Source organism: Mycobacteroides sp. PCS013 (assembly GCF_049532645.1).
In the GTDB taxonomy this organism is placed as follows: Bacteria; Actinomycetota; Actinomycetes; order Mycobacteriales; family Mycobacteriaceae; genus Mycobacterium; species Mycobacterium gwanakae.
On the sequence record NZ_CP150131.1, the window covers coordinates 1,534,741 to 1,555,887 of the forward strand.

At 64.2% G+C, this 21,147-nt stretch carries 26 protein-coding genes and 1 pseudogene; 15 read left to right on the plus strand and 12 right to left on the minus strand.

The window, feature by feature from the left end; all coding sequences use genetic code 11:
* Positions 1-11 precede the first annotated feature (11 nt).
* Complete coding sequence (locus RHO23_RS07405) at positions 12-1,277, plus strand: competence/damage-inducible protein A (RefSeq protein WP_070940955.1); 1,266 nt, start codon at positions 12-14, stop codon at positions 1,275-1,277.
* A gap of 2 nt (positions 1,278-1,279) precedes the next feature.
* Here the strand turns inward: RHO23_RS07405 and RHO23_RS07410 are convergent.
* Positions 1,280-2,078 (minus strand): annotated as a pseudogene (locus tag RHO23_RS07410) (HD domain-containing protein).
* A gap of 29 nt (positions 2,079-2,107) precedes the next feature.
* Between RHO23_RS07410 and RHO23_RS07415 the strand changes: the two are divergent.
* Positions 2,108-3,061, plus strand: coding sequence for a GlxA family transcriptional regulator (locus tag RHO23_RS07415; protein WP_423488869.1), 954 nt, complete (start codon positions 2,108-2,110; stop codon positions 3,059-3,061).
* A gap of 10 nt (positions 3,062-3,071) precedes the next feature.
* On the opposite strand, the gene RHO23_RS07420 is transcribed toward RHO23_RS07415, so the two are convergent.
* Together RHO23_RS07420 and RHO23_RS07425 are read right to left on the minus strand one after the other, a co-directional pair.
* Positions 3,072-4,052, minus strand: a complete 981-nt coding sequence (locus tag RHO23_RS07420; RefSeq protein WP_264922260.1) for a pirin family protein — start codon at positions 4,050-4,052, stop codon at positions 3,072-3,074.
* Between the two features lie 53 nt (positions 4,053-4,105).
* On the minus strand, positions 4,106-4,702 hold the full coding sequence (locus tag RHO23_RS07425; RefSeq protein ID WP_423488870.1) for a TetR/AcrR family transcriptional regulator: 597 nt from the start codon (positions 4,700-4,702) through the stop codon (positions 4,106-4,108).
* A gap of 97 nt (positions 4,703-4,799) precedes the next feature.
* On the opposite strand from RHO23_RS07425, the gene RHO23_RS07430 reads away from it, so the two are divergent.
* From RHO23_RS07430 to RHO23_RS07450, 5 genes are all read left to right on the plus strand, one after another.
* Entirely contained in the window at positions 4,800-5,180 is a 381-nt protein-coding gene (locus RHO23_RS07430) for a DUF4345 domain-containing protein (RefSeq protein WP_064408765.1), read from the plus strand.
* Between the two features lie 96 nt (positions 5,181-5,276).
* Positions 5,277-6,149, plus strand: coding sequence for an LLM class flavin-dependent oxidoreductase (locus RHO23_RS07435; protein WP_057963463.1), 873 nt, complete (start codon positions 5,277-5,279; stop codon positions 6,147-6,149).
* Positions 6,150-6,252: 103 nt separating this feature from the next.
* Positions 6,253-6,705 carry a VOC family protein gene (locus tag RHO23_RS07440; RefSeq protein WP_057963464.1) on the plus strand — a complete coding sequence of 151 codons (453 nt, stop codon included), beginning with the start codon at positions 6,253-6,255 and terminating at the stop codon, positions 6,703-6,705.
* Positions 6,702-7,052, plus strand: a complete 351-nt coding sequence (locus tag RHO23_RS07445; RefSeq protein ID WP_030097921.1) for an ArsR/SmtB family transcription factor — start codon at positions 6,702-6,704, stop codon at positions 7,050-7,052. Before RHO23_RS07440 ends, RHO23_RS07445 begins: the two co-directional genes overlap by 4 nt.
* Positions 7,049-7,522 carry an SRPBCC domain-containing protein gene (locus tag RHO23_RS07450; protein ID WP_423488871.1) on the plus strand — a complete coding sequence of 158 codons (474 nt, stop codon included), beginning with the start codon at positions 7,049-7,051 and terminating at the stop codon, positions 7,520-7,522. The genes RHO23_RS07445 and RHO23_RS07450 overlap by 4 nt, the downstream gene beginning before the upstream one ends.
* Positions 7,523-7,526: 4 nt before the next feature.
* On the opposite strand, the gene RHO23_RS07455 is transcribed toward RHO23_RS07450, so the two are convergent.
* Positions 7,527-8,951: an alpha/beta hydrolase gene (locus tag RHO23_RS07455; protein ID WP_064408768.1), complete on the minus strand. Its 1,425-nt coding sequence runs from the start codon at positions 8,949-8,951 to the stop codon at positions 7,527-7,529.
* A gap of 39 nt (positions 8,952-8,990) precedes the next feature.
* Here RHO23_RS07455 and RHO23_RS07460 point away from each other — a divergent pair, with 39 nt between their 5' ends.
* Positions 8,991-9,536, plus strand: a complete 546-nt coding sequence (locus tag RHO23_RS07460; protein WP_070919004.1) for a hypothetical protein — start codon at positions 8,991-8,993, stop codon at positions 9,534-9,536.
* 4 nt (positions 9,537-9,540) lie between these two features.
* Here RHO23_RS07460 and RHO23_RS07465 read toward each other — a convergent pair whose 3' ends face one another.
* Genes RHO23_RS07465 through RHO23_RS07475 form a run of 3 tightly spaced genes read right to left on the minus strand, consistent with a single transcriptional unit; the run spans position 9,541 to position 11,709 of the window.
* Entirely contained in the window at positions 9,541-10,104 is a 564-nt protein-coding gene (locus RHO23_RS07465) for a hypothetical protein (protein ID WP_057968289.1), read from the minus strand.
* A gap of 42 nt (positions 10,105-10,146) precedes the next feature.
* A complete protein-coding gene (locus RHO23_RS07470; protein WP_423488872.1) occupies positions 10,147-10,926 on the minus strand; it encodes an SGNH/GDSL hydrolase family protein in 780 nt (259 codons plus the stop codon).
* Positions 10,927-10,935: 9 nt separating this feature from the next.
* Complete coding sequence (locus tag RHO23_RS07475; protein WP_070940962.1) at positions 10,936-11,709, minus strand: HAD family hydrolase; 774 nt, start codon at positions 11,707-11,709, stop codon at positions 10,936-10,938.
* 88 nt (positions 11,710-11,797) lie between these two features.
* Between RHO23_RS07475 and RHO23_RS07480 the strand changes: the two genes are divergently transcribed.
* Complete coding sequence (locus tag RHO23_RS07480) at positions 11,798-13,309, plus strand: FAD-binding oxidoreductase (RefSeq protein WP_064410290.1); 1,512 nt, start codon at positions 11,798-11,800, stop codon at positions 13,307-13,309.
* Here RHO23_RS07480 and RHO23_RS07485 read toward each other — a convergent pair.
* The 3 genes from RHO23_RS07485 to RHO23_RS07495 all read right to left on the minus strand — a co-directional run bounded on the left by RHO23_RS07485 (position 13,306) and on the right by RHO23_RS07495 (position 15,103).
* Positions 13,306-13,965 carry an MBL fold metallo-hydrolase gene (locus RHO23_RS07485; RefSeq protein ID WP_064408773.1) on the minus strand — a complete coding sequence of 220 codons (660 nt, stop codon included), beginning with the start codon at positions 13,963-13,965 and terminating at the stop codon, positions 13,306-13,308. The two genes, RHO23_RS07480 and RHO23_RS07485, sit on opposite strands and share 4 nt — an antisense overlap.
* A gap of 66 nt (positions 13,966-14,031) precedes the next feature.
* Positions 14,032-14,487 carry an SRPBCC family protein gene (locus RHO23_RS07490; RefSeq protein ID WP_070919880.1) on the minus strand — a complete coding sequence of 152 codons (456 nt, stop codon included), beginning with the start codon at positions 14,485-14,487 and terminating at the stop codon, positions 14,032-14,034.
* Positions 14,488-14,515: 28 nt separating this feature from the next.
* Entirely contained in the window at positions 14,516-15,103 is a 588-nt protein-coding gene (locus RHO23_RS07495; protein ID WP_264922275.1) for a TetR/AcrR family transcriptional regulator, read from the minus strand.
* Between the two features lie 104 nt (positions 15,104-15,207).
* On the opposite strand from RHO23_RS07495, the gene RHO23_RS07500 reads away from it, so the two are divergent.
* Genes RHO23_RS07500 through RHO23_RS07525 form a run of 6 tightly spaced genes read left to right on the plus strand, consistent with a single transcriptional unit; the run spans position 15,208 to position 19,762 of the window.
* A complete protein-coding gene (locus RHO23_RS07500; RefSeq protein WP_264922276.1) occupies positions 15,208-15,738 on the plus strand; it encodes a DUF4242 domain-containing protein in 531 nt (176 codons plus the stop codon).
* On the plus strand, positions 15,735-16,784 hold the full coding sequence (locus RHO23_RS07505; protein ID WP_423488873.1) for an acyl-CoA dehydrogenase: 1,050 nt from the start codon (positions 15,735-15,737) through the stop codon (positions 16,782-16,784). Before RHO23_RS07500 ends, RHO23_RS07505 begins: the two co-directional genes overlap by 4 nt.
* Complete coding sequence (locus RHO23_RS07510; protein ID WP_070941148.1) at positions 16,760-17,491, plus strand: ABC transporter ATP-binding protein; 732 nt, start codon at positions 16,760-16,762, stop codon at positions 17,489-17,491. The genes RHO23_RS07505 and RHO23_RS07510 overlap by 25 nt, the downstream gene beginning before the upstream one ends.
* On the plus strand, positions 17,488-18,657 hold the full coding sequence (locus tag RHO23_RS07515; protein WP_064408778.1) for an ABC transporter substrate-binding protein: 1,170 nt from the start codon (positions 17,488-17,490) through the stop codon (positions 18,655-18,657). Before RHO23_RS07510 ends, RHO23_RS07515 begins: the two co-directional genes overlap by 4 nt.
* Before the next feature lie 23 nt (positions 18,658-18,680).
* Positions 18,681-19,478 carry an ABC transporter permease gene (locus tag RHO23_RS07520; protein ID WP_070941149.1) on the plus strand — a complete coding sequence of 266 codons (798 nt, stop codon included), beginning with the start codon at positions 18,681-18,683 and terminating at the stop codon, positions 19,476-19,478.
* 35 nt (positions 19,479-19,513) lie between these two features.
* Complete coding sequence (locus tag RHO23_RS07525) at positions 19,514-19,762, plus strand: hypothetical protein (RefSeq protein WP_264922277.1); 249 nt, start codon at positions 19,514-19,516, stop codon at positions 19,760-19,762.
* 7 nt (positions 19,763-19,769) lie between these two features.
* Here the strand turns inward: RHO23_RS07525 and RHO23_RS07530 are convergent, their stop codons facing one another.
* Together RHO23_RS07530 and RHO23_RS07535 are read right to left on the minus strand one after the other, a co-directional pair.
* On the minus strand, positions 19,770-20,420 hold the full coding sequence (locus RHO23_RS07530; RefSeq protein WP_264922278.1) for an enoyl-CoA hydratase/isomerase family protein: 651 nt from the start codon (positions 20,418-20,420) through the stop codon (positions 19,770-19,772).
* Positions 20,417-21,079 (minus strand): TetR/AcrR family transcriptional regulator, encoded by a 663-nt coding sequence (locus RHO23_RS07535; protein ID WP_070941150.1) that lies wholly within the window; start codon positions 21,077-21,079, stop codon positions 20,417-20,419. The genes RHO23_RS07530 and RHO23_RS07535 overlap by 4 nt, the downstream gene beginning before the upstream one ends.
* Between the last annotated feature and the right edge of the window lie 68 nt (positions 21,080-21,147).

A 21,147-nucleotide genomic window follows, 5' to 3' on the forward strand; every position in this document is an offset into this window, starting at 1 on the left:
AGGCTGCTGACATGTTGCGAGCGGGAATCGTCGTCACGGGTACGGAGGTCCTCACCGGGCGTGTTGCCGACGCAAACGGCCCATGGCTTTCCGAACACCTGCGGGAAGTGGGCGTGGATGTGGCGCATATCTGCGTGTGCGGGGACCGCAGAGAAGACCTGACAGCGCAGCTGCGGTTTCTCGCCGATCAGGGTGTAGATCTCATCGTCACATCCGGCGGCTTGGGTCCGACGGCCGACGACATGACGCTGCCGACTGTAGCTGAATTTGCCGGTACCACACTAATTTTCGACGCAACGCTGGAAGCGGCCATCATGAACCGGCTGCGGCCGATCGCGGATCGCTGGGAGAATGTCGATTGGGAAGCACTGCGCGTCGGCATCGCCAAACAGGCGCTTGTCCCGGCTCGGGGCGAGGTGCTTGATCCGGTGGGCACGGCGCCGGGAGCGATCATGAGTGCAGACGGTGTTCTCATCGTGGTGCTGCCCGGGCCGCCGCATGAGCTTCAGCGGATGTGGCCGTCGGCGCTCGACGCCGCGCCTTTCCGGGGGCTCCTCGGTGAGGATGTCACCGCTATCGAGCAGACCACACTGCGTCTCTATGGAATCACCGAGCCGGATATCGCCGAGACACTGCGCCTTGCTGAGGGCGAGTTGGGAAGCCTTGCCGCGCTGGAGATCACCACCTGCCTGCGGCGCAGCGAGGTCGAGGTGGTCACCCGCTTCGAGGCCGATGCGCACCCATTATGGACGCGCCTGCATGAGTTCATTCAGACCCGGCATGGAGCGGCACTGTTCTCTGCGGATGGCTCGACCGTCGACGACGTGGTGGCCCGGCTGCTGAACGGGAGGCGCTTGGCGGTGGCGGAGTCATGCACGGCGGGACTGTTGGGCGCTCGCATCGCCGACGTCCCGGGCTCTTCTGCGTACTTCCTGGGTGGAGTCATCAGTTACGCCAATGACGTCAAAATCGGTCAGCTGCAGGTGGATCCGCAGCTACTGGCAGATCGCGGTGCAGTATCACCGGAGGTCGCCGAGGCCATGGCGGAGGGCGCGCTGAAGGCGCTGGGTGCTGATATCGCGGTGTCGACGACGGGTGTGGCAGGCCCGGGCGGTGGTACTGCGGAGAAGCCGGTGGGCACGGTGTGTTTCTGTGTCAAGACCTCAGCGGGGGAGAAGGCCGACCTTCGCGTCGTTATCCCGGGAAATCGCAACCAGATTCGTGAGCGTGCAACCACTGTCGCCCTGCATTTGCTGCGTCGGTTGTTGCAGCGCTAGCGCTACTCGCTGAAGGGTGCCGCCCTGATCAGTAGCGGAAAAGCCGCATAGCGAGTCAGCCACGCCGCACGGCCCGCCGGCACCGCGGCGCCCTCTGCGGCCCAGGCCGCGAGCATGTGCCGCTTGAATTGAAGCCTCGGGTGCCGTTGCAGCAGCTCGTCTACCCAGGTGGCGTCGAGGTCGGAGAGCCGTAGACCGAAGACGTCTGTTCCTGCGCCGGCAGAGACGAATCCGCCCGGATCTGCGAGGTTCTCGCTGGCACCGAGAGTGATGTGTGCGGCGATCGCTGCGCCGACCGCCTCCGCGCGGGCTTCCGGCGCCCCTTGATCCCGGACGAACTGTGCGGCACGCTCGCCACCCGCGACGGCGAAGCACCGGCCGGGCGTGGGATGTTCGAGTTGAAGATCGTGCAACAGACTCGCGACGTACACGAGCTCGTCATCGACCGCTACGCCATCGAGCGCGGCCAGTGCCTTCCCGAAGAAGTAGGTGCGGTACGAGTGCTCGAGCACGTGCGGGGTCACCGAATCGCGTGCCTCCTGCTCGGCGGCAAGAGCAAGCGTGGAATCGGGCACTGCGATCGATCCGAGTTCCGCTCGCCCCTGCCCGCGGCGGCCGGTGCGCGTCCTGATGGCATCGCCGATCATCGCGGGTAATGCGCGAAACAGGCGTCCGAGCAATGCCCGCCGCTGCGTCGGCGAGATCTCCCCGCCGGTCTGAGTGGCCCAGTGCCAATCCAATTCGGTCATGGGCTTCAGTCAAGGCGGGTATGTCCCCGAAGGCCAGTGGCATGAATGCCATAGATACTCCGATTCATGCCATAGTGGGCCATGGGCACCAAGACGGTGGCGGCACTGGCGCTCGATGGCGTCATCACCTACGACCTGGCATGTGCCGTGCAGATGTTTCGCCGGGGGCCGGGGCGTGCCGGTCAGCCAGACGGTTTCGACCTGGTGACCTGCGGCCATCGCGTGGGCGGCGTGTGGACACCGGACGGTTTCAATCTCGAAGTGGAACACGGTATCGATGCGCTGGAAACTGCCGATATCGTCGTCGTTCCCGCGCGTGCCCCACACGACCATCCGCCACCGGATGACGTCTTGAGCGCGCTGGTGACCGCGCACGAACGCGGCGCAGTGATCCTCAGTATCTGCCTGGGTGCGTTTGTCCTGGCAGCAGCCGGGTTGCTGGATGGACGCCCTGCCACCACGCATTGGGAGTACTGCCAGGACATGCGAACGCTGTACCCACAGGTCGATCTGCGGCCCGATGCGCTGTACGTTGACGACGGGGACATCCTCACCTCGGCGGGGCTTTCCGCGGGGATGGACCTATGTCTGCACGTGCTGCGACGAGAGCTGGGGGCCGCCGCGGCGTCGGAGATGGCGCGGTGGAATGTCATGGCGCCGCACCGCGATGGCGGCCAGGCCCAATTCATCCCGCCCCCAAGGAATTCTCATGATTCGGGTGGGCTCGGTCCGACCTTGAGCTGGGCATCGGAGTATCTCGCCGAGATCGACGATGTATCGGCGCTGGCACGGCACGCACACTTGAGCCTGCGCACATTCAACCGGCGGTTCGGCGAGGAAGTCGGTACGACTCCCAAGCGGTGGCTCGACCTACAGCGCGCCACCCGTGCCCGCGAATTGCTCGAGAACACTGATCTGACTATGGAATCCATTGCCGCACAGTGTGGGTTCGGCAGCGTTACCGCCATGCGGACACACCTGCGCAGGGTTACCGCAACAACACCGAGTGCCTACCGCCGGGCATTCCGGCGGTAGGCGATCACGGTCAGCGCACGACGTGCGGCATCAGGGCATCGGGCGGAATCGCACCGAAGCGACCGGCCTGATAGTCCTCCACGGCCTGGATCAGCTCCGCCTTGGTGTTCATCACGAATGGCCCGTAGGCCACGACACGCTCACGGATGGGCCGCCCGCCCAGCAGTAACACCTCCAATGCCGGGCGGTTCGCGTCTTGTTCCGCATTGGCCTGAACCGAGATCCGGTCACCGGGGCCCAGCACCGCTAGCTGCCCCTGTTCGATCGGGTGCCCCAGTGCCCCCACCGTGCCACGTCCGGAGAGAACGTAGACGAGGGCGTTGAACTCCCGATTCCAGGGCACATTCAACTGCGCGCCCGGCTGGATCGTCGCATGTGCCAATGTGATTGGCGTGTGTGTGCTGCCCGGTCCGTGATGGGGCCCGACGTCTCCGGCGATGATGCGTACCAGCGCACCGCCGTCGGGGGAGCTCACCAGTGTGGTTTGCGCCCCCTCGATGGCCTGGTAGGCGGGCGTCAGGAACTTGTCCCGCGCCGGCAGATTGACCCAGAGCTGGATGCCATGGAATAGCCCGCCACTCTCCACCAATTCTGCTGGGGGAGTTTCGATATGCAGAATTCCCGATCCCGCCGTCATCCACTGGGTGGCTCCGTCGTGGATGAGCCCGCCTCCACCATGGGAGTCTTGATGGGCGAACCTGCCGTCGATCATGTACGTGACGGTCTCGAAGCCGCGATGCGGGTGCCAATCCGTCCCACGCGGCTCGCCGGGCTCATACTCGACTTCGCCCATCTGATCCATGTGGATGAACGGATCCAACTCGGCTGACGGGACTCCGGCGAACGCACGCACGACGGGGAAGCCTTCGCCCTCGTACCCGCGCGGCCCGCTGGTGATGGACCGCACCGGCCGTTCGGTATCGGCAGGCTCGGGAGTGGGGATGCGCGGCAGAGTCAGGGCCTCCGTTGACGACACAGTGATAGCTGGCATGCAAACCTCCTGGTGAGAGTTCCTATGCCTACTTAACCGGACTGCGGTCCGCTTTATTCCGGAAGTGTGCTCCCGGCGGCGAGGGCGGTCGACACCGCCGCCGCCACGGTTTCACCGGCGGCCAGCAGGGGCTCGGTGCTGCGCAGCGCCCGGCTCAGCACGAACGCACCTTCCAGGCTGGTGATGAATCCCAGCATGAGGCGTCGGCACATCTCGGGCCTCAAACCCGATCCAGCGATCCGTTCCGCCCCCTGATCGATCCAATCCGTGAAGACGTCGGCGGTGGCACGGCGGAGCGCCTCGTCGGTGCTCGCCACTTCGAGGGCGATGGTGGCGATCGGGCAGGCGTCGGCGTAGTCGGTTGCGACGAGATTGTCCGCTGCGGCCGCGAACGCGATCCGGACGGTGGTCGGCAGGTCTGGACCACCTTCATCGAAGATCGCTAGTGCCAGATCGCGGTACATGGCCCCGGCGGTTCGAATTGCCTCGTCCGCCAGTTGCACCTTGCCTCCGGGGAAGAAGTGGTAGATCGACCCGAATGGTGCGCCGGCGCTCTGCGCGATCTGCTTGAGCCCAGTGCCCGTCATGCCCTGTCGGCGGAACAACTCGCACGTGGAGGCAACGATGCGGTCGCGCGTGTCAGCGGGCATGGCGAGTCCTTCGGGGCGTCTTGTATCCGATTGCACAGCATTGTACGGTCCTTACTAGAACGTTCTATCAAGTACGGCCGAGGTGGAGGGCGTGGAGATGGACAAAGTGCTGAAGTACCTGGCGATCCTGACCGGGGTGATCTGCCTGGCCATCGGCCTCTATCACCTCATCGGGGGGCCGGGAACCGTCATCGGCGGGGGAACGGTCACCGCGAGCACCGACAGTCAGGAGCGTTTCTTCTCCGGGTTGTTCGCCGTCTATGGTGCGGCATGGATCTGGGTGGCGCGGCGATCGCCCATTCCCGGTGCTGCCATTAGGTTCCTCGCCGCCGGCCTGCTGGTGGGCGGACTTGGCCGAGTGGCATCACTGATCGACTCCGGACAGCCCCATCCATTCTGGATTGTCATGCTCGCCGTCGAAATTCTCGTCCCCGCACTGTTTTTCGTGATCGCTGGCGCAGACGAGAAGGCGCGTTGACTTCGTAAAATCAATATGCGAGTTCAGATTTCGCAACCGCTAGAGTGCGTAGTACCGACAGCACAATGTGTTTCTCAAGCACTCTAGGAGGAAGCTATGCGGTTCACCTTCGCCGAGGCCATGACCGATCCGTCGTACTACGTTCCCTTGGCCCAGGCGGCCGAGGCGGCCGGTTATCACGGTATGACCATCGCCGACAGCCTGGCGTATCCCTACGAGTCGGATGCGAAGTATCCGTACACGCCCGATGGGAACCGTGAATTCCTGGAGGACAAACCGTTCATCGAGGCGTTGACGCTCACGGCTGCGCTCGGCGCGGTGACCTCGACGTTGCGGTTCAACATCTTCGTACTCAAACTGCCGATCCGCCCGCCCGCCCTGGTGGCCAAGCAGGCCTCGTCCATTGCGGCACTGACGGGTAACCGTCTCGGGCTCGGCGTCGGTACCAGTCCGTGGCCCGAGGACTACGAACTGATGAACGTGCCCTTCGCCAAGCGTGGCAAGCGCATGGACGAATGCATCGAGATCATCCGGGGGCTGACCACCGGTGACTACTTCGAGTTCCACGGCGAGTTCTATGACATTCCCAAGACCAAGATGTGTCCCGCGCCGACGCAGCCCATCCCGATCCTCATCGGTGGACATGCCGACGCCGCACTGCGCCGCGCTGCGCGGTGCGATGGCTGGATGCATGGTGGTGGCACCGAGGACTTGGACGAGCTGTTGGTCAAGCTCAACAAATTCCGTGAAGAAGAGGGGACGGCCGACAAGCCCTTTGAGGTCCACGTTATCTCCGTCGATGGGTTCACCGTGGACGGAGTGAAGCGCCTGGAGGACAAGGGCGTCACCGATGTCATCGTCGGCTTCCGCATTCCCTACATCGTCGGGCCGGACACCGAGCCTCTGGAGACAAAGATCAGGAATCTGGAGGGCTTCGCCGAGCACGTCGTCTCCAAGGTCAACCCCTAGTGGTCCCATTCCGTGAGCTGGGCTACCCCCCAGCTCGCGGAATGCGTCTCGGCGCTACGCGCGGCCGTTGACAGATATTCAACGCAAGCGTTAAATATCAACTATGAGCACACGCCCTAGTTTGGCCTCGGCGGTCGTCTATCAAGACCCGGCGGCAGCACTTGACTGGCTGGAGAAGGCCTTTGGTTTTGAACGATCCATGGTCATCACCGACAACGACGGCAAGATTGAGCATTCCGAGATGCGCTTCGGGGACGGTTACCTCATGGTCGGATCCGAGTGGGACTCCAGCGTCGCCAGCCCAAAGAGTGTGGGCGGTAGGTGTACCCAGACGATTCACGTGCAGATCGACAGCGAGATCGACACGCACTGCGAGCGGGCGGAGGCCGCCGGCGCGAAAATTCTCATGCGCCCGGCCGACCAGTTCTACGGCGATCGGGTGTACCGCGCTCAGGATCCCGAGGGGCACGTCTGGACCTTCGGGCAGTCGGTGCGGGCCGTGTCGCGTGAGGACGCCGAGAAGGCCAGCGGTCTGAACATCGAGGGCTGGGTTTGACCCGGCCCTCGCCGCAACTCGCGAGCATTGATCGCACGCTGACCGCACTTGCCGATCCCAATCGGCGAAGAATCGTTGAGGTGCTGCGGGATCAACCGCGTCGTGCAGGGGAGCTGGCGCAAGCCGTTGGCCTGAGTCCCGCAGCGCTCAGCAGGCATCTGCGGACCCTCAAGGCCAGCGAACTGGTCGAGGAGTCGCACCCGGAGTTCGATGCGCGTGTACGCATCTACACCCTGCGGCCCGCGCCTATGGCAGAACTGAAGGGTTGGCTCGACGAGATCGAGAAGCTGTGGGCTACCCAGCTTTTGGCATTCAAGGAGCACGTCGAACGCGAGCCGGGCCGATGACGTCACGAGTGCTGGTCTCGCTGCGCGTGAGCGCTACGCCGGCACGTGCATTCGAGGTGTTCGTCAATGACATCGGAATGTGGTGGCGGCCCAACACGCTGTTCCGATTCACCAGGCAACGGAGGGGAACTCTCGCGATAGAACCGGTGCTCGGGGGCCGCTTCGTCGAGTCGTACCCGGACGGCACCGAGTTCGAAATAGGCAGGGTCACCACGTGGGAACCGGGCAGCAGGCTGGGATTCACCTGGCGCCAGGACAGTTTCACCGGGGATCAGATAACGACCGTCGAGGTGAGGTTCGAGCCGGTTGACGACGAGACCCGGGTGACGGTGGAACATCTCGGCTGGGAGTCCGTGCCGCAGGATCACGTTGCACGCCATACGTTTCCCGATGGGCTGTTCTTGCGGCGCCACGGCGAATGGTGGCAGGACCTTCTGGAATCGCTGCGTGCCCGGGTCGGTGCGTCGTAGAGCGTTAGGAGCTTCCCGGGGTGTGCAGCTGTGCCGCCAGCCACGGCAATGCGTCGGAAAATGTCCGGCTGGCGAACTGCCAGGTGTGCCCGCTGATCATCTGGTGGATGGTGCAGGAGATCTGTACCTGCTGAGCCGCTGCGCACAGATCCGCGGCGGCACCTTCTCGGTCATCATCGGTCACGTCATCATGCCCGCCGATGCCCGTGGGCGTGTCGGCCGTGGGCCGCTTTGCGCCACTGGGTTTTTTGCTATCCGCAGGTGGTATCGCATCCTCGAACCATCCGGTCACACCGGTGTACGGCCCGTGCTTTGCCATGACGGTGCGCGGGTCGAAGGCATCCCATCGGGCGGCGTCGCCGCCGTATAGCCGCTCAATGGTCTGCTGTTTGGTTCCGGCGGTGGGTCCGTGGTCGCCGGCGATGTCGACGAAGGTGGAGAACAAATCCGGGTGCATGACTGTCAGGTCGATAGCGCAGGTACCGCCCATCGACCAGCCGACCACGGCCCAGTTGGCCGGATCGGGCGATCCGTCGAACTCCGAAACCACATAGGGGCGAACATCTTCGGTGAGATGGTCGGCGGCGTTGCCGCGTGGCCCGTTGACGCATTCGGTGTCGTTGTTGAAACTTCCCGCGACGTCCACGAAGACGAATATCGGCGCCTGTCCGCCGTGTGTCTTGGCGTACTCGTCGATCATCTGGGTGGCGTTGCCCGTGCGAATCCAGTCGGCGGGAGTGTTGAACTCGCCGGCGATCATCATCACCACCGGCAGCCTTGGCGGGGTATCGCCGGCGAACCAGGCCGGCGGGAGATAGACGTACTCACCCCGGTGTTTGAATCCGCTGGCATCTGCGGGGATGTCCACTTGTACGAGCTTGCCGGTGTCGGGCTTCGAGTTACGCAGACCCGCAAGGTCACTCATATCGACCTCGTTGGGAAGCGGTCCCGCGGACACCGCACCCCAGGCCGCCTGCACAGTGGGGTAGTAGCCCACCCAGGTGTTGAGTGCGACGAGTGCCGCGAGCAGCGTCACCGGAATGGCCACCACCGATACGCCACGGCGCCACCATTGCGCACTGGGGAAGCCGATCACGGCGATCGCGACCGAGGTGACGAAAACACCGATCCAAATCCATAGTCTGAAAGGCGCCGGATCGGACGCCAACCCTTCGGAGTTCATGTAAATCCATGCCGCCAAGGCGCCCAACGCTCCGACCGCTACGCTCACGGGCACCCACAGGAGGCGCCACCGGCGGCTGCGCCATCCGATGACCACCACCAACGCCACGACCGCCAGTACCTGAACGACGATCGGAAACCAGCCGCCGAGCGCGGAAATCCCATGGTTGTACTGGTGGAAGTCATTGGCGGGCAACTGTGGGATAGGGGTCGGCGCCGGAGCGGGCGTCGGCGTAGTCGGTGGCACGCTGACATTGTGATGAGGTTTCCTGGGAGGAAGCTGGACATGACCCAGAGTTATCTGTCGGACGAGACGATTGCGGCGCTGTCAACAGCCGAGCGCAGGGACCTCATTCAGCGACTGGAACGCCCGCTCAGCGAGGTGGCACCGCCGAACCTGGCCAGGTTTCGTGCACTGCGACTCGGATTGATGATCGGCGGCGCGCTCGCGCTGATTCCCTGGATCACCTACCTTGCGTTCACGCTGCCGGAAAACTATGTGGCGCAGCGATGGACGGCGACATGGGTGGGTTTCGACATCCTGCTGGTGACGTTCATGCTGGCCACCGCGGTACTTGGCCTGCTGCGCCGTCAGCTACTTGTGCTGACGGCCTTCACCACCGGTGTGCTCTTGATCTGCGACGCCTGGTTCGACGTGATGACGGCCGGACCGAGCGAGGTGCGGTGGGCGATCCTGACAGCGGTTCTGGCTGAGTTACCGGTGGCCGTGGTGATGATCCGGGGCGCGTTGCTCATCACGCGATTGACGATGACGCGCCTGATGGTCATCGATCCAGGAGTGCCGCTCTGGCGGGTGCCACTGCTGCCCTAGCCGCTCACCAGCAGTGCGCGAACCCATCGCAGTACTGCGGGAACCGGTCCACGGGTACGTCGAGCGGCTTGACGAATTGCAGGCTGAAGGGCTTCTTGGTCATCCCGGGCTGGCCACCGCACACGGCGCTGTGGATGCTGGTGTGCACTCCGGTCAGGGTTTCGTCGTTGAAGACGTACTTCTCCTGAGTGGGCGCGAAGGTTCCATCGGGGCAGGTCATGCCTTGCGGCCGGGCGTGCAGGAATGTCCATTGGTCATCGACCAGCTTGGCCGGGATGGAGTAGTTCTGGAGTCGGTCGTTGTGTTTGAGGATGTCGGGTGTCGCGCTGGTGACGGTGAGGGTGCAGCCGTCGGCCTGGATGGTGGGGTCGGTGTAGTCGGACTGGATGCGGGTGCCGGATGCCTGCACACACACCGCGGACATCGTCCAGGAGACCTCGCCGGCACCTTCCTCGATCATTCGGTAGGTCCCATCCGCCGGAGGCGCCACGGCCGAGGCCGGGCCGGCGAATCCGATTCCGATCGCCATGGCGACGACGGGGATCATCAGCAGGGAAGGAGTGCGCACGGGTCAAGTATCGCAATGCGATGGACCGCTCACACCGCAACCTCAGTGATTAGACGCGCCGTCCAATAGCGCCACGACCAGATCGGCCACGGCGGTCATACCGTCCTCGTTGGGGTGAAGCGGTGCCGGACGCCCCGGCCACGGGAATCCGGGGCGGTTCGTCCAGGGCTGCGGTGACCATGCGTGATGTCCGGCGCTGGCCGCCGATGCGCGGATGATGTCGCAGCCGGCGGCGTGGGCCGCATGCGCGGTGACCGCCGCCAGTTCCGCGGCAATACGGCGCCCGTTGTCAGCCTCGGCCCGGGTGTACGGCGGCGCCGGCTCGTTTTCAGGCGGCAGCAGCGTCAGGTAGTCGATGAAGATCACGCGTGCGCGCGGTGCGCGAGCGCGTACCTGCTCACCCACCGCGCGCAGGGAATCACCCACGACCGCCAGCGCCGCGTCCTGCTTACCGGTGTCGAGCAAGCCGGCCAACCCGCTTCCGATGACCGGCAGGGCACGCAGGATGCGCGGTAGGCGCGCGGCGATCAGAAACGGCACGTAACCGACGTCGTTGCCGCCGATCGTGATCGTCACCAACTCCTCGGTGCCATCGAGTACCCCGATCTGAGGTGGGGCGGCGTGCTGTGCGTCGGTCAGGATATGCGCCGTGGTCGCCCCCGAGTAGGTGACGTCGACCAGCTGATATCCCTTGCGTTCAGCGATTTGGTGCGGGTAGTTGCGTGCCGAACGCCCGGCAAGCCGGGGCGAGCCCGGTACACGCGGCGGGATACCCGGCCCCGACGCCATAGAGCTGCCCAATGCCACATAACGTCCCGCCATGGACCAAGCCTATCGGCGAGCCAGCCGGGTGAACCTGCGCAGCGACGAACTCACCCCACGTGGCCTCGGATCGTCCAAACGCAAGATCGGCCAACCCCGCTCGGCCGCCACGGTGGCGAGCCGGCCACGCGGGTTGACCGGGCAGGGCTCGCCGACGAGAGACATCAGATCGATGTCTTCCTCTCCGTCGGCATAGAAGTAACTGCGTTGCAAGTCAACATGATTGGACTCGCAGAAGCGCGCGACCGCGGTTGCCTTGTTGCGGCCCCACACGATGGGCTTGCGGATATCGCCGGTGAGCAGTCCGTTGTCGTCGAGGTCGAAGTGGTTGCACAGCACATGGGCTATTCCGAGGTGGCGCGCCACCGGTTCGGCATGAATGGTCAGCGCCGAGGAACTCAGCACCACGGTGTGGCCCTGCTCCTGATGTGCACGCACGCGCTCAGACATCTGTGGATAGATCATCGAGGCATTGTGCTGGTGGAAGATTCGTTCGCCGACGGCTTCGAGCTCGGCCAGCGAGTCGCCGCGCAGGTATCCGGCGGCGCGCACCACCAAACGCTCGAATTCCATGCGGCCCAGCTTGTACCGGAAGGTGGCCTCCAGAACTCCGAGAACCTCACCGACACTCGCCTGACCACGGCGCATCCGATCACGGGCGTGAGCCGTCGGGGTGAATCCGGCCACCAGGGTGCCGTCCAGGTCGAAGAAGGCTCCCACCTGCGGCCCAGCGGGGCGCAACGCTATATCGGCGACCGGGTCGGGTGCCGAACTCACCGTCATGTGGGCCAATCTACCGTTGTGCGGCACGCGTACCCGCCGTAGGCGACAAGATGGGGTATCCACCCGATCGTGACCGACAGGAGCAGTGTTGGACCCCCAACCGCATCGCACGCAAACTCCTGCGCTGGTCACCAGGCGTGCGGTGCTGTCCGCGGGGGCGATCGTGGCGCTCGGCGCCGTGTCTATCGCCGGATGCTCACCGGCACACCCCAAGGATCGACTCGCGGCTTCTGGATGGGAAGACCTGCGCCGCAGGATATCCGGAACGCTCACGGTGCGTGGCGAGAACGGGTTTGATGCGGCAGCGCGGACGTTCAATCCTCTTTTCGACACGAATCATCCAGCTGCGGTTGCCTTCTGTGCCTCCGAGCAGGATGTGGCGTGCTGCGTGGAGTTCGCATCGGGTTCCGGGATCCCGATTGCGGCACGCAGCGGTGGTCACAGCTTTGCCGGCTATTGCGTTCCGAATGACGGACTGGTGGTCGATCTCGGGCGTATGGCAACGGTCTCGATGACCGGGACGCGGGCAAAGATCGGGTCGGGGGCGCGTCTGATAGATGTCTATGCGGCTGTCTCCGGGGCCGGCCGGATGCTTGCCGGCGGTTCCTGTCCCACCGTGGGCATCGCGGGATTGACCCTCGGCGGCGGGGTAGGGGTTCTCACTCGCAGGTTCGGGCTGACCTGCGACCAACTGGCATCCGCCAGGGTGGTAACCGCGGATGGTGCGATCCGAGACCTGTCGTCGGAATCCGAGTCCGACCTGTTCTGGGCCATTCGCGGGGGTGGCGGCGGAAACTTCTGCATTGCAACGGAGTTCACCTTTGACACCGCCGAAGCTAGCGAGCTTACGGTGTTCACGCTCGATTACGCGCCGGGGGAACTGGCTACGATCATGCGCCGGTGGCTGGCGTTCATGGACGATGCGCCGGACGAATTGTGGACGACGCTGCACGCCGTGGGCGGCGCCACTCCGCATGGCCGGATCGTGGGCTGCATCGCCAAAACGGACGATCCACGGGCACTCGTAGACGGTCTCCGCGCCGCGATCGGCATCAATCCATCCGATCGATTCGTCGCCGACATGGCCTATATCGACGCCATGAAGTTCATGGGTGGGTGCTCAACACTGACTGTGGCCCAGTGTCATCCGTCGTGGGGTGGAGTAGGTACCGGTCAACTGCAACGCGAGGCGTTTGTGGCATCCTCCCGGATGATCCCGCACGCTGCGGTCGACACCGCCGCAATAGAGATGATCCTCGTGGGCACGCCGGGGCTGACGTTCATTCTGGATAGCCTGGGCGGTGCAGTCAGCCGAATTCCCGCTGCCGCCACCGCCTTCCCACATCGAACGGCCCTCGCCTCTCTCCAGATCTATCATGGGGTCGGCGCCGATCCGTCGGCTGCGTATCGCCGCGTGGACGAGGCACGGGACCGGCTCGGCGAGATCTGCGGTACCGCCGCGTACGTGAACTACATCGATCCGCGTTTACCCGATTGGGCCGCAGCGTATTACGGAGATAATCTGCCGAGGCTGCGACAGATCGCCGCGACCTACGATCCCGACGGGATCTTCGGGTTCACCCAGGCGGTACGCCCTTAGCCGCGCTGTAGGCTCTGCCGGGCCTGTGCGATGAATTCTCCCCACCGGCCCGGCGTGAGCTCATACACGGCGGTGTCCCCGCCGTACGCGCTGGAGATGACGACATTCGGGACGGTGTCTGCCAGCAGGTCCAGGCTCGCTGATAGCTCGTCGGCACTCCCGCGACCGGGGACCAGGAAGGTGGACCACGATCCGGCCTCGGTCGGGAACATGGTGTCCCCGGTGAAGAGGTATTTCTCACCATCTGCACCGGTTACCAGATAGCTTGTACTGCCGACGGAATGACCCGGTGTCGGTATCACTTCGACGCCATTTTCGTCCACGTGACGCTGCGTTGTCGGGACATCGATGTCGGTGTGTGTGCTGATCTCACCTTCTTCACGGGCGGATGCGTGCAGTTTCGATCCGAATCGCTGCTTCACGACGGCGAGCATGGGTCCTGCCTCGTCCTGGTGGGAAAGGTACTGATGGGCGACTCCGCCCAATTCGGCAATTGCCTCGAAGTCGGCCTCGGTGGCGGGGCTGTAGAACAACACGTTGCCTTCGGGGCGGACCCACAGGTAGGCGTGAGTGGTCAGCCCGGGGAAGGGGTTGTCCGTTCGTGTCTCCCACAGGTCTGATCGAATCTGGCGCACATTCGATGTCTTCGTTGTCATCACCCCAGTGTTCAATCTCAAGTCAACTTGAGGTCAAGGGGTAATACGGCGCTGCGTCAGCCTGGGCTACGCGCCCGATTCGGCGAGCGCGCCTAGCCTGTCCACCGACGCTTGTAGCCGTTCGGGCGTGGTGAGACGAGCCCGGGGCAGTCTGTTCTCATCGGTGAGATTCGTCCAGTCATACGTGTGCGTCACCCGAGTGCGGCTGCCATCGCCGACCGGCTCCAGTTCCCATCGCCAGAGATGGCCCGGTGGCTGCTTGCCCACTTCTGACGGTAGCCATGCGATCCGGCGCGCCTCGTCGAACTCCACGATGCGGTTTTCCCGGACGTGGGTATTGGTCAGTGTCATCACGAACACGTCACCCACGGCATGAACCCGTTGGCCCGGGGCCGCCTCGGCGAGGTTCTCGTTGCCGTCCCATTCTCGCTGCCGCGCCGGGTCAGCGATGAGTTCGAAGAGCACCGCCGCCGGCGCCTCTATTACGCGGCTCGCCGAGACCACTCGGACATCCTCAGTCATACAGCCCATCCAACCAGAATCCTGCCGCCTAGCCGATCAACTCACGAGTGATTTTGCGCGCCAGCGTTATCGGCGCAACTGATTTCTCGATCTTCGAGGCGGTCAATGCACCGTCGTAGAGCAGTTGCACCTGCCGGGTGAGATTGTCGGGGCGCGATATCCCTGCCTCGCGCAGCAGCGCGGTCACGGTCGCACGGAACCACTCACGATGCCTTCGCACCGGTTCCCACTCCGTTCCGGGGAACTCGGTAGCGGCATTGGCGTACAGACAGCCGCGGAAGTTCCTCGCCTTCGCGGCGGCGGTGGCGAGATCGAAGAACGTCAGCACCTTCGCTTTGGGATTGCGTTGCGCCGCCACCGCGGCATTCCAGCGGTTGCGATCACGCTGATCCAATTCTTCGAGGTAGGCAACGATGAGCGCGTCCTTTGATCCGTAGCTGCTGTACAGACTCGCCTTGGCAACCCCCGCCTCGCGCAGTATCTGGTCAATTCCCACAGCGCGAATGCCCTGCGTCGCGAAGAGATCTGCGGCAGTGCGAAGCAGCCGTTCGGACGGCGCGAGCACACGGATGGCCGAGGCGGTGTCGCGGTCCGGAGGTGCTGTCGTGGAACTCATGAAAGCAGGGTAACCCAATGAACCTTTATAGACAGACCTGTCTGTTCATGAAACCGTCACGGTGTCGCACATCGAAGTCGTCCACCGAAGTTAGGAACAGTGACGTGACGCTGCATCTCTACGAAATCGCCCTTGGCCCTGCTGATAACACCGATGCCACACAACTGCTCAAGGAGATCGACGGGCGGGTGCATAGCGGCGGCGGTGAATTGATCGAAGCTCAGGTGACACGTGAGGCCCGCCGGATCTTCGTCATCGCCGAGTTTCATGGTGAGGCCTCGCGGTTGGACTCCGATGCGCTGCGCGTGGACTCGGTCTCCGGGCCGCACTCGGTACGGCTGGTCGGCGCCGATCTTGGCCAGCTGAAGTCCGTGCGGCCGGTAGCCGGATATCTCGTGGAATGGGATCTGCCCGCGGACCTGGACATGCAGACGTATCTGGCGCGCAAGAAGGCCAAGGCGCCCAAGTACGCCGATGTGCCCGAAGTCAGCTTTCTGCGCACGTATGTCCGTGAAGACATGGACAAGTGCCTGTGCTTCTACGACGCTCCTGATGAAGAGGCGGTGCTCCGCGCGCGCAAGGCCGTTGACACCCCCGTCGACAGACTGCACGGGCTTGGAGATATCTCGCTATGACGGCCGCCGTGGCCAGGGACATCGAGGCGGTGTTGGAACGCGTCGGCGATGCGGTGTCGGCCCGGGCATCAGCTCTTGACTCCAATGAGACCGATGTCCGAACAGACATTCGCGCTCTGGGTGCGGAAAGCCTGTTCGATGCGGGTCTGGCCGGCGCAGACCTGGCGCCCATGGTGCGGGTGATCGAACGGGTTGCCACGAGCAGTCTGGCTGTGGGTTTCTCGGCATGGGCACATCGCATGACCATCGAGTATGTGAGCCTGGCTCCGGAAGCTCTGCGCGCTGAGCACCTGCCCGGGCTGCGGGCGGGGCTCCGCCCAGGCGTCACCGCGATGGCGGCCGGCCTCAAACAGGTTGCGGGGCTGGGGGAGGTGCCGCTGCGCGCAACCGCGCACGCTGACGGACTACGCATCACCGGCCCGATTCGATGGGCTTCCAACGTATTCCCCGACGCACTGATGGTGCTACCCGCTCGGGGGACAGACGGCGCCACCTCTGTGGTGGCGGTCGATGTCAACGCGGACGGAATACGCATCGATCAGCCGCCGAATCTGATGGCATTGACGGCCACGGCTTCGACATCCCTGCAGCTCGATGATGTTCACATTCCCACCGAGAACGTGATCAGCACCGACTTGCGGGGCTTCGTCGCCCGAATCCGCCCAGCCTTTCTCTTGCTCCAGACCGCCTTCTGCGCCGGGGTCAGCAGTGCGGCGATTCGCGGTGCGAAATCCGCGCGTGGCGAACTCGCCGGGCAGTTCGCCACCGAACTCGTTGAGCTCACACAGAGGAATCGCATTCTGCGCGATCGTCTCTACGCTTTCGCGGCAGCACCATCTGAACCGAGCACCGCCGAACTCCTCCGGCTACGGCTCGATGCCGCCGGTCTTGCCGGTCAAGCGTCTCGGCTGGAGGTCACCATGGCCGGCGGCGCCGGATACGCACTGGGAACCTCGGCGAACCGGCGGTTTCGTGAGGCCGCTTTCCTACCCATTCAATCGCCCTCGGAAGGACAGCTACGGTGGGAACTGACGCAGTACGAATAGCGAACGGCACCAAGTATTTCGGCACAGCAGTGGCCCTGCGCGAGGTCGATGTCCACGTGACTTCCGGCGAGTTCCTGGCCGTGCTGGGTCCCAGCGGAAGTGGTAAGTCCACCCTGTTGCGCGTGCTGGCGGGTCTGGAAGACCTCAGTGCTGGGACCGTCGTCTGGACATCAGACGGTGAACGCCGCCCCCGGACGGGTGTGGTTTTCCAAGATGCGTTGCTGATGCCCTGGTTGACCGTCGCCGAGAACATCGTCTTCGCCAAGCGATTCGGGCGGCACCGCAGCGTATTCGACGATTCCTACGTGCAGGCCCTGGTCGATCATTTCGGTCTCCGAAAACTCTCCGATCGATATCCCGATCAATTATCCGGGGGACAGGCTCAGCGTGTGTCGATTCTGCGTGCGGTGGCCACTCGGCCGAAGTTGTTGCTCCTCGATGAACCCTTCAGTGCACTCGACCCGGTGACGCGGGCAGACTTGCAGTCCTGGCTGGCGGCGCTGGCCGCCGAGCTGGCCGTCACCGTCATCCTGGTGACCCATGACGTCGATGAAGCCCTGGCACTTGCGCACCGGGTGGTTCTTCTGGGTGACAACGGGCGGATACGTCAGCAGTGGTCGCTGGACGATCACTCCGCGGGGGAGCGCGATCGGATACGCCGGGAAATCCTCGCCCAGTACCAACCGGCAGAGACGGGATCTGAGTGAGCAGTATCGTCTCGCGCCGCGCCGTTCTGGCAGGAGCCGCTGGAATAACCACCGCAGCGGGACTTTTCGGTGGCGCCGGGTTGATTCGCGCCGCGGCGTCCGACGCGACGAACATCAGCGGCCAATTGCGCATCGGGTATCTACCGATCACCGACGCGGCACCGCTGTTGCTGGCCCACTCCGCGGGGATGTATCCGGACGGCACGGTCAGCGCGGCCAAGCCGGTACTGTTTCGCAGCTGGGCCGCCTTGGCGGAGGCCTTCATGGCGCGGCAGATCGATGTTGCGCATCTATTGATGCCCATGGCGATCCAGCTCCGCCAGGTGCTGGGGCACGGAGTACGAGTGCTCGGGTGGAATCACACCAACGGTTCGGCACTCACCGTGGCGCCGGACATCGAACATCTGGAGGATCTCGCGGGCACCCAGGTCGCCATTCCATTCTGGTGGTCGATCCACAACATCGTGCTGCAAGAGCTGTTGCGCGGCAGGGGGTTACGGCCCGTGATCCGAAGTGCCGCGTCCCGGTCCCAGCGCACCGTCGAGCTCGTCGTGATGAGCCCATCCGATATGGTGCCGGCACTGGCCAATCGATCCATCGGGGGATACGTGGTCGCCGATCCGTTCAACGCCATCGCACAGATCAAGAAGATCGGACGGATTCATACGTTTCTCGGCGATGTCTGGCGCGACCATGCCTGCTGTGTCCTCGTCACGCGCGATGACGTGATCAGCGGCCGTGCTTCGGCAGTACAGGGGGTCACCGACGCGGTGGTGGCCGCCCAGCTGCGGATTGATGCCGACAGAAAAGCAGCGGCGGGCGCCCTTGGCGCCGGGAAGTACCTACCGCAGCCCGTCCCGGCGGTACAGACGGCGTTGACCTACCCGAATCCGCCATATCCGCTGAAGCATCCGGATTGGCATCCGCAACGCCTGGGCTTCCAGCCGTTTCCCTACCGAAGCTTCACACAGCGTTTGGTCGAGTCGATGCACGACACCGTCGTCGATGGCGACCGTGGTTTCCTCAACCGGCTGGATCCCGCGCGGGTTCACGATGATCTGGTGGACGACACCTTTGTGCGCTCGGCGATCGCGACCCATGGCGGGCCCGAAGCCTTCGGAATCACGGCCGATTTCACCCGAACAGAACAGGTACAGGCACTGTGAGCACCCTTGAGCACACACCTTCGATCGTCCACGACAGTGCCGAGGCGCCGCGGACAGCGCGACTGTTCGCCAAGATCTGGCCCCCGGCCCTGGCCATTGTGGCGAGCGTTGTCCTGTGGTGCGTTGCCAGTTCGATACTCAGCCAACCCCATTCACTGCTGCGGCAGACGGCCCCCGACAAAGCGCTGCCCGCGGCCATCGAACTGCTGAACCGTGGCGTCTTACTGCCGGATATCGGAATCAGCCTGTGGCGATTGCTCATCGGGCTCAGCCTTGCTGCCGTGATCGGCGTCCCGGCAGGCCTGCTACTCGGCGTAAGCGCTACCGCGGAACGTGCCACACGTCCGGTGATCCAGTTTCTGCGGATGATCTCGCCGCTGTCGTGGACGCCCATCGCCGTGGCCGTGTTCGGTATCGGCAGTCAACCGGTCATCTTTCTCATCGCCGCGGCGGCCGTCTGGCCGATCCTCATCAACACCACGGCCGGTGTGCACGGCATCGCACCCGGGTATCTGGACGTGGCGCGGTCGTTTCATGCCACCCGCATCGAGCTCCTCACCACGGTGATCCTTCCGGCCGTGCGGGGCAACATTCAGACCGGCGCGCGGGTCGCACTCGGTATCGCATGGGTAGTGCTTGTGCCGGCCGAAATGTTAGGCGTGCGATCGGGTTTGGGCTATCAGATTCTCAACGCCCGCGACCAGCTGGCCTACGATCAGGTGACGGCGGTGATTCTCGTGATCGGTGTGCTCGGATACGCCCTGGACCTGCTGGCGCGACGGGTACTGGCACCGAGGTTTCGCGCGTCGCGTGCCGGGTAGGCTCTCACAAGCCGTACTACCCAGAGGTGGTCCACATGAACATGCTCGCTCGTCGACTGACGATCGTCGCCGCTGGAACGCTACTTCCACTGGCCGCGGTGTCCGGCATCGTGCCCATCAGCTCGGCAGATCCCATCGTGCCCAACTGTCCGGACGGATGGTGGGACCCGGTGGCCAACACCTGTCGCCCGGCAATAGCCACAACCCCGTTGAGCTGTGACAACGGTTTGTGGTGGGACCCGGTGGGCAACGTGTGCCGCCCACCGGTCGTTCCTCCTCAGTAAGAACGCGTCATGCGGCCAGGGCAGCGGTGGTCGCGGCGAACATTGTCGTCTTGATGGCACCCAGCGTCCCGCTGTTCTTGCCCTCCAGGGGTTTCATCAGATCGACTGCGACGCTGAGTACTTGGTCCTCGGATACGGCCCGGTCGGCAAGACCCGCGGCCACGGCCGCTTCTCCGCCGTACCGGTGCCCGGTCGTCATCGCGGTCACCGCTGTCTGCGGGGTCACCTTGGCCTGAATGAGGCTCGCCATGCCGGGGGTGAACGGGATGTTGATATCGACCTCGGGGAAGCACAGATATCCACGGTCGGATCGCATCACTCGGTAGTCGTGGGCCACGGCGAGCATCGCTCCTGCTCCAAACGCGTGACCGTTGACCGCCGCGACGGTCGGCAGCGGGAGGGTGAGGATTCGACTGAACAACGCGTGGACACGACCGACGTACCAGTCGGTCTGATCTCCGTGGGACATCAGCCAATCCAGATCAAGCCCGTTCGAATAGAACTTTCCGGTCCCCACGGTGATCAACGGCTTGGCGTGCTCCAGCGCGTCATCGAGGAGTCCGTTGACGGTATCGAGCCAATCCGGGGAGAACCGGTTTTCGTCCGGGCCGAGGTTCAGAATCGCAATGGTGTCCTGAAGTTCCAGGGTGGGGCTCATCGTGCTTTTCCTTTCATTTTGGCGCCCTTAGCTTTTGGGTGCACCGGTGGTGGATCGAGGGTAAGAATGGCGCGCACTGCGGCCTCGAGCCGTGCGCGTGCGGCAGCGTCGGGCTTCCGGCGCCCTCGCAGTAGGAGACCGGTCGGCAGTCCCACGACGCAGTCCTCGATGACTTGAACCGCACGGCCGTCCTCCCGATCCCATAAGGCGCGCGACAATCGGATGAACAACGCGACCAGTGTGGAGTCCACGCGTGTCATCGTGTCGGTGACATCCGCAGGTATGTCGGAGCCCAGTAGATCCTCGCGCCGCACCCCAAGCACGAGCCGCGAAGACGCGGGGAAGCGTTCGGCGAAGGCGGCAGGGGTGTCGGCCGCCGCGACGACCGCATTCACGGCGGCGATGTGCATCGGCTCACCCGCCGTCAGCGCGTGATCGACGGCGTGCCGCTGCATATCGAGGAATCTCTCCGCGGCACGCAGCCAGGCCCGCCCGACCATCGCGCCGCGTGATCCGAAGGCGTGGTAGATCGCGCCATTGGAGGTGCCGGTAGCCAGCGAAACGGCCCGGACCGTGACGGCCGCTGGCCCGTCATCGACCGCGATTCGCTCGGTCGCATCGAGCAGATCGTCGATGGAGTGGACACGTGGTCGCGGCACACGCCAGACCATAACAGAGCAACTGCTCTATTACGTAATCGCCCGGTGTCGTGGATTCTGAATTGCTA

Excerpts from the sequence above, each read along its gene's own strand:
- RHO23_RS07505 (WP_423488873.1), top strand. The coding sequence starts at position 15,735 with ATGACGGCCGCCGTGGCCAGGGACATCGAGGCGGTGTTGGAACGCGTC.
- RHO23_RS07450 (WP_423488871.1), top strand. The coding sequence starts at position 7,049 with ATGACGTCACGAGTGCTGGTCTCGCTGCGCGTGAGCGCTACGCCGGCA.
- RHO23_RS07530 (WP_264922278.1), bottom strand. The coding sequence starts at position 20,420 with ATGAGCCCCACCCTGGAACTTCAGGACACCATTGCGATTCTGAACCTC.
- RHO23_RS07460 (WP_070919004.1), top strand. The coding sequence starts at position 8,991 with ATGACCCAGAGTTATCTGTCGGACGAGACGATTGCGGCGCTGTCAACA.
- RHO23_RS07415 (WP_423488869.1), top strand. The coding sequence starts at position 2,108 with ATGGGCACCAAGACGGTGGCGGCACTGGCGCTCGATGGCGTCATCACC.
- RHO23_RS07495 (WP_264922275.1), bottom strand. The coding sequence starts at position 15,103 with ATGAGTTCCACGACAGCACCTCCGGACCGCGACACCGCCTCGGCCATC.
- RHO23_RS07470 (WP_423488872.1), bottom strand. The coding sequence starts at position 10,926 with ATGGCGGGACGTTATGTGGCATTGGGCAGCTCTATGGCGTCGGGGCCG.
- RHO23_RS07525 (WP_264922277.1), top strand. The coding sequence starts at position 19,514 with ATGAACATGCTCGCTCGTCGACTGACGATCGTCGCCGCTGGAACGCTA.
- RHO23_RS07440 (WP_057963464.1), top strand. The coding sequence starts at position 6,253 with ATGAGCACACGCCCTAGTTTGGCCTCGGCGGTCGTCTATCAAGACCCG.
- RHO23_RS07405 (WP_070940955.1), top strand. The coding sequence starts at position 12 with ATGTTGCGAGCGGGAATCGTCGTCACGGGTACGGAGGTCCTCACCGGG.
- RHO23_RS07490 (WP_070919880.1), bottom strand. The coding sequence starts at position 14,487 with ATGACTGAGGATGTCCGAGTGGTCTCGGCGAGCCGCGTAATAGAGGCG.
- RHO23_RS07430 (WP_064408765.1), top strand. The coding sequence starts at position 4,800 with ATGGACAAAGTGCTGAAGTACCTGGCGATCCTGACCGGGGTGATCTGC.
- RHO23_RS07475 (WP_070940962.1), bottom strand. The coding sequence starts at position 11,709 with ATGACGGTGAGTTCGGCACCCGACCCGGTCGCCGATATAGCGTTGCGC.
- RHO23_RS07435 (WP_057963463.1), top strand. The coding sequence starts at position 5,277 with ATGCGGTTCACCTTCGCCGAGGCCATGACCGATCCGTCGTACTACGTT.
- RHO23_RS07425 (WP_423488870.1), bottom strand. The coding sequence starts at position 4,702 with ATGCCCGCTGACACGCGCGACCGCATCGTTGCCTCCACGTGCGAGTTG.
- RHO23_RS07485 (WP_064408773.1), bottom strand. The coding sequence starts at position 13,965 with ATGACAACGAAGACATCGAATGTGCGCCAGATTCGATCAGACCTGTGG.
- RHO23_RS07420 (WP_264922260.1), bottom strand. The coding sequence starts at position 4,052 with ATGCCAGCTATCACTGTGTCGTCAACGGAGGCCCTGACTCTGCCGCGC.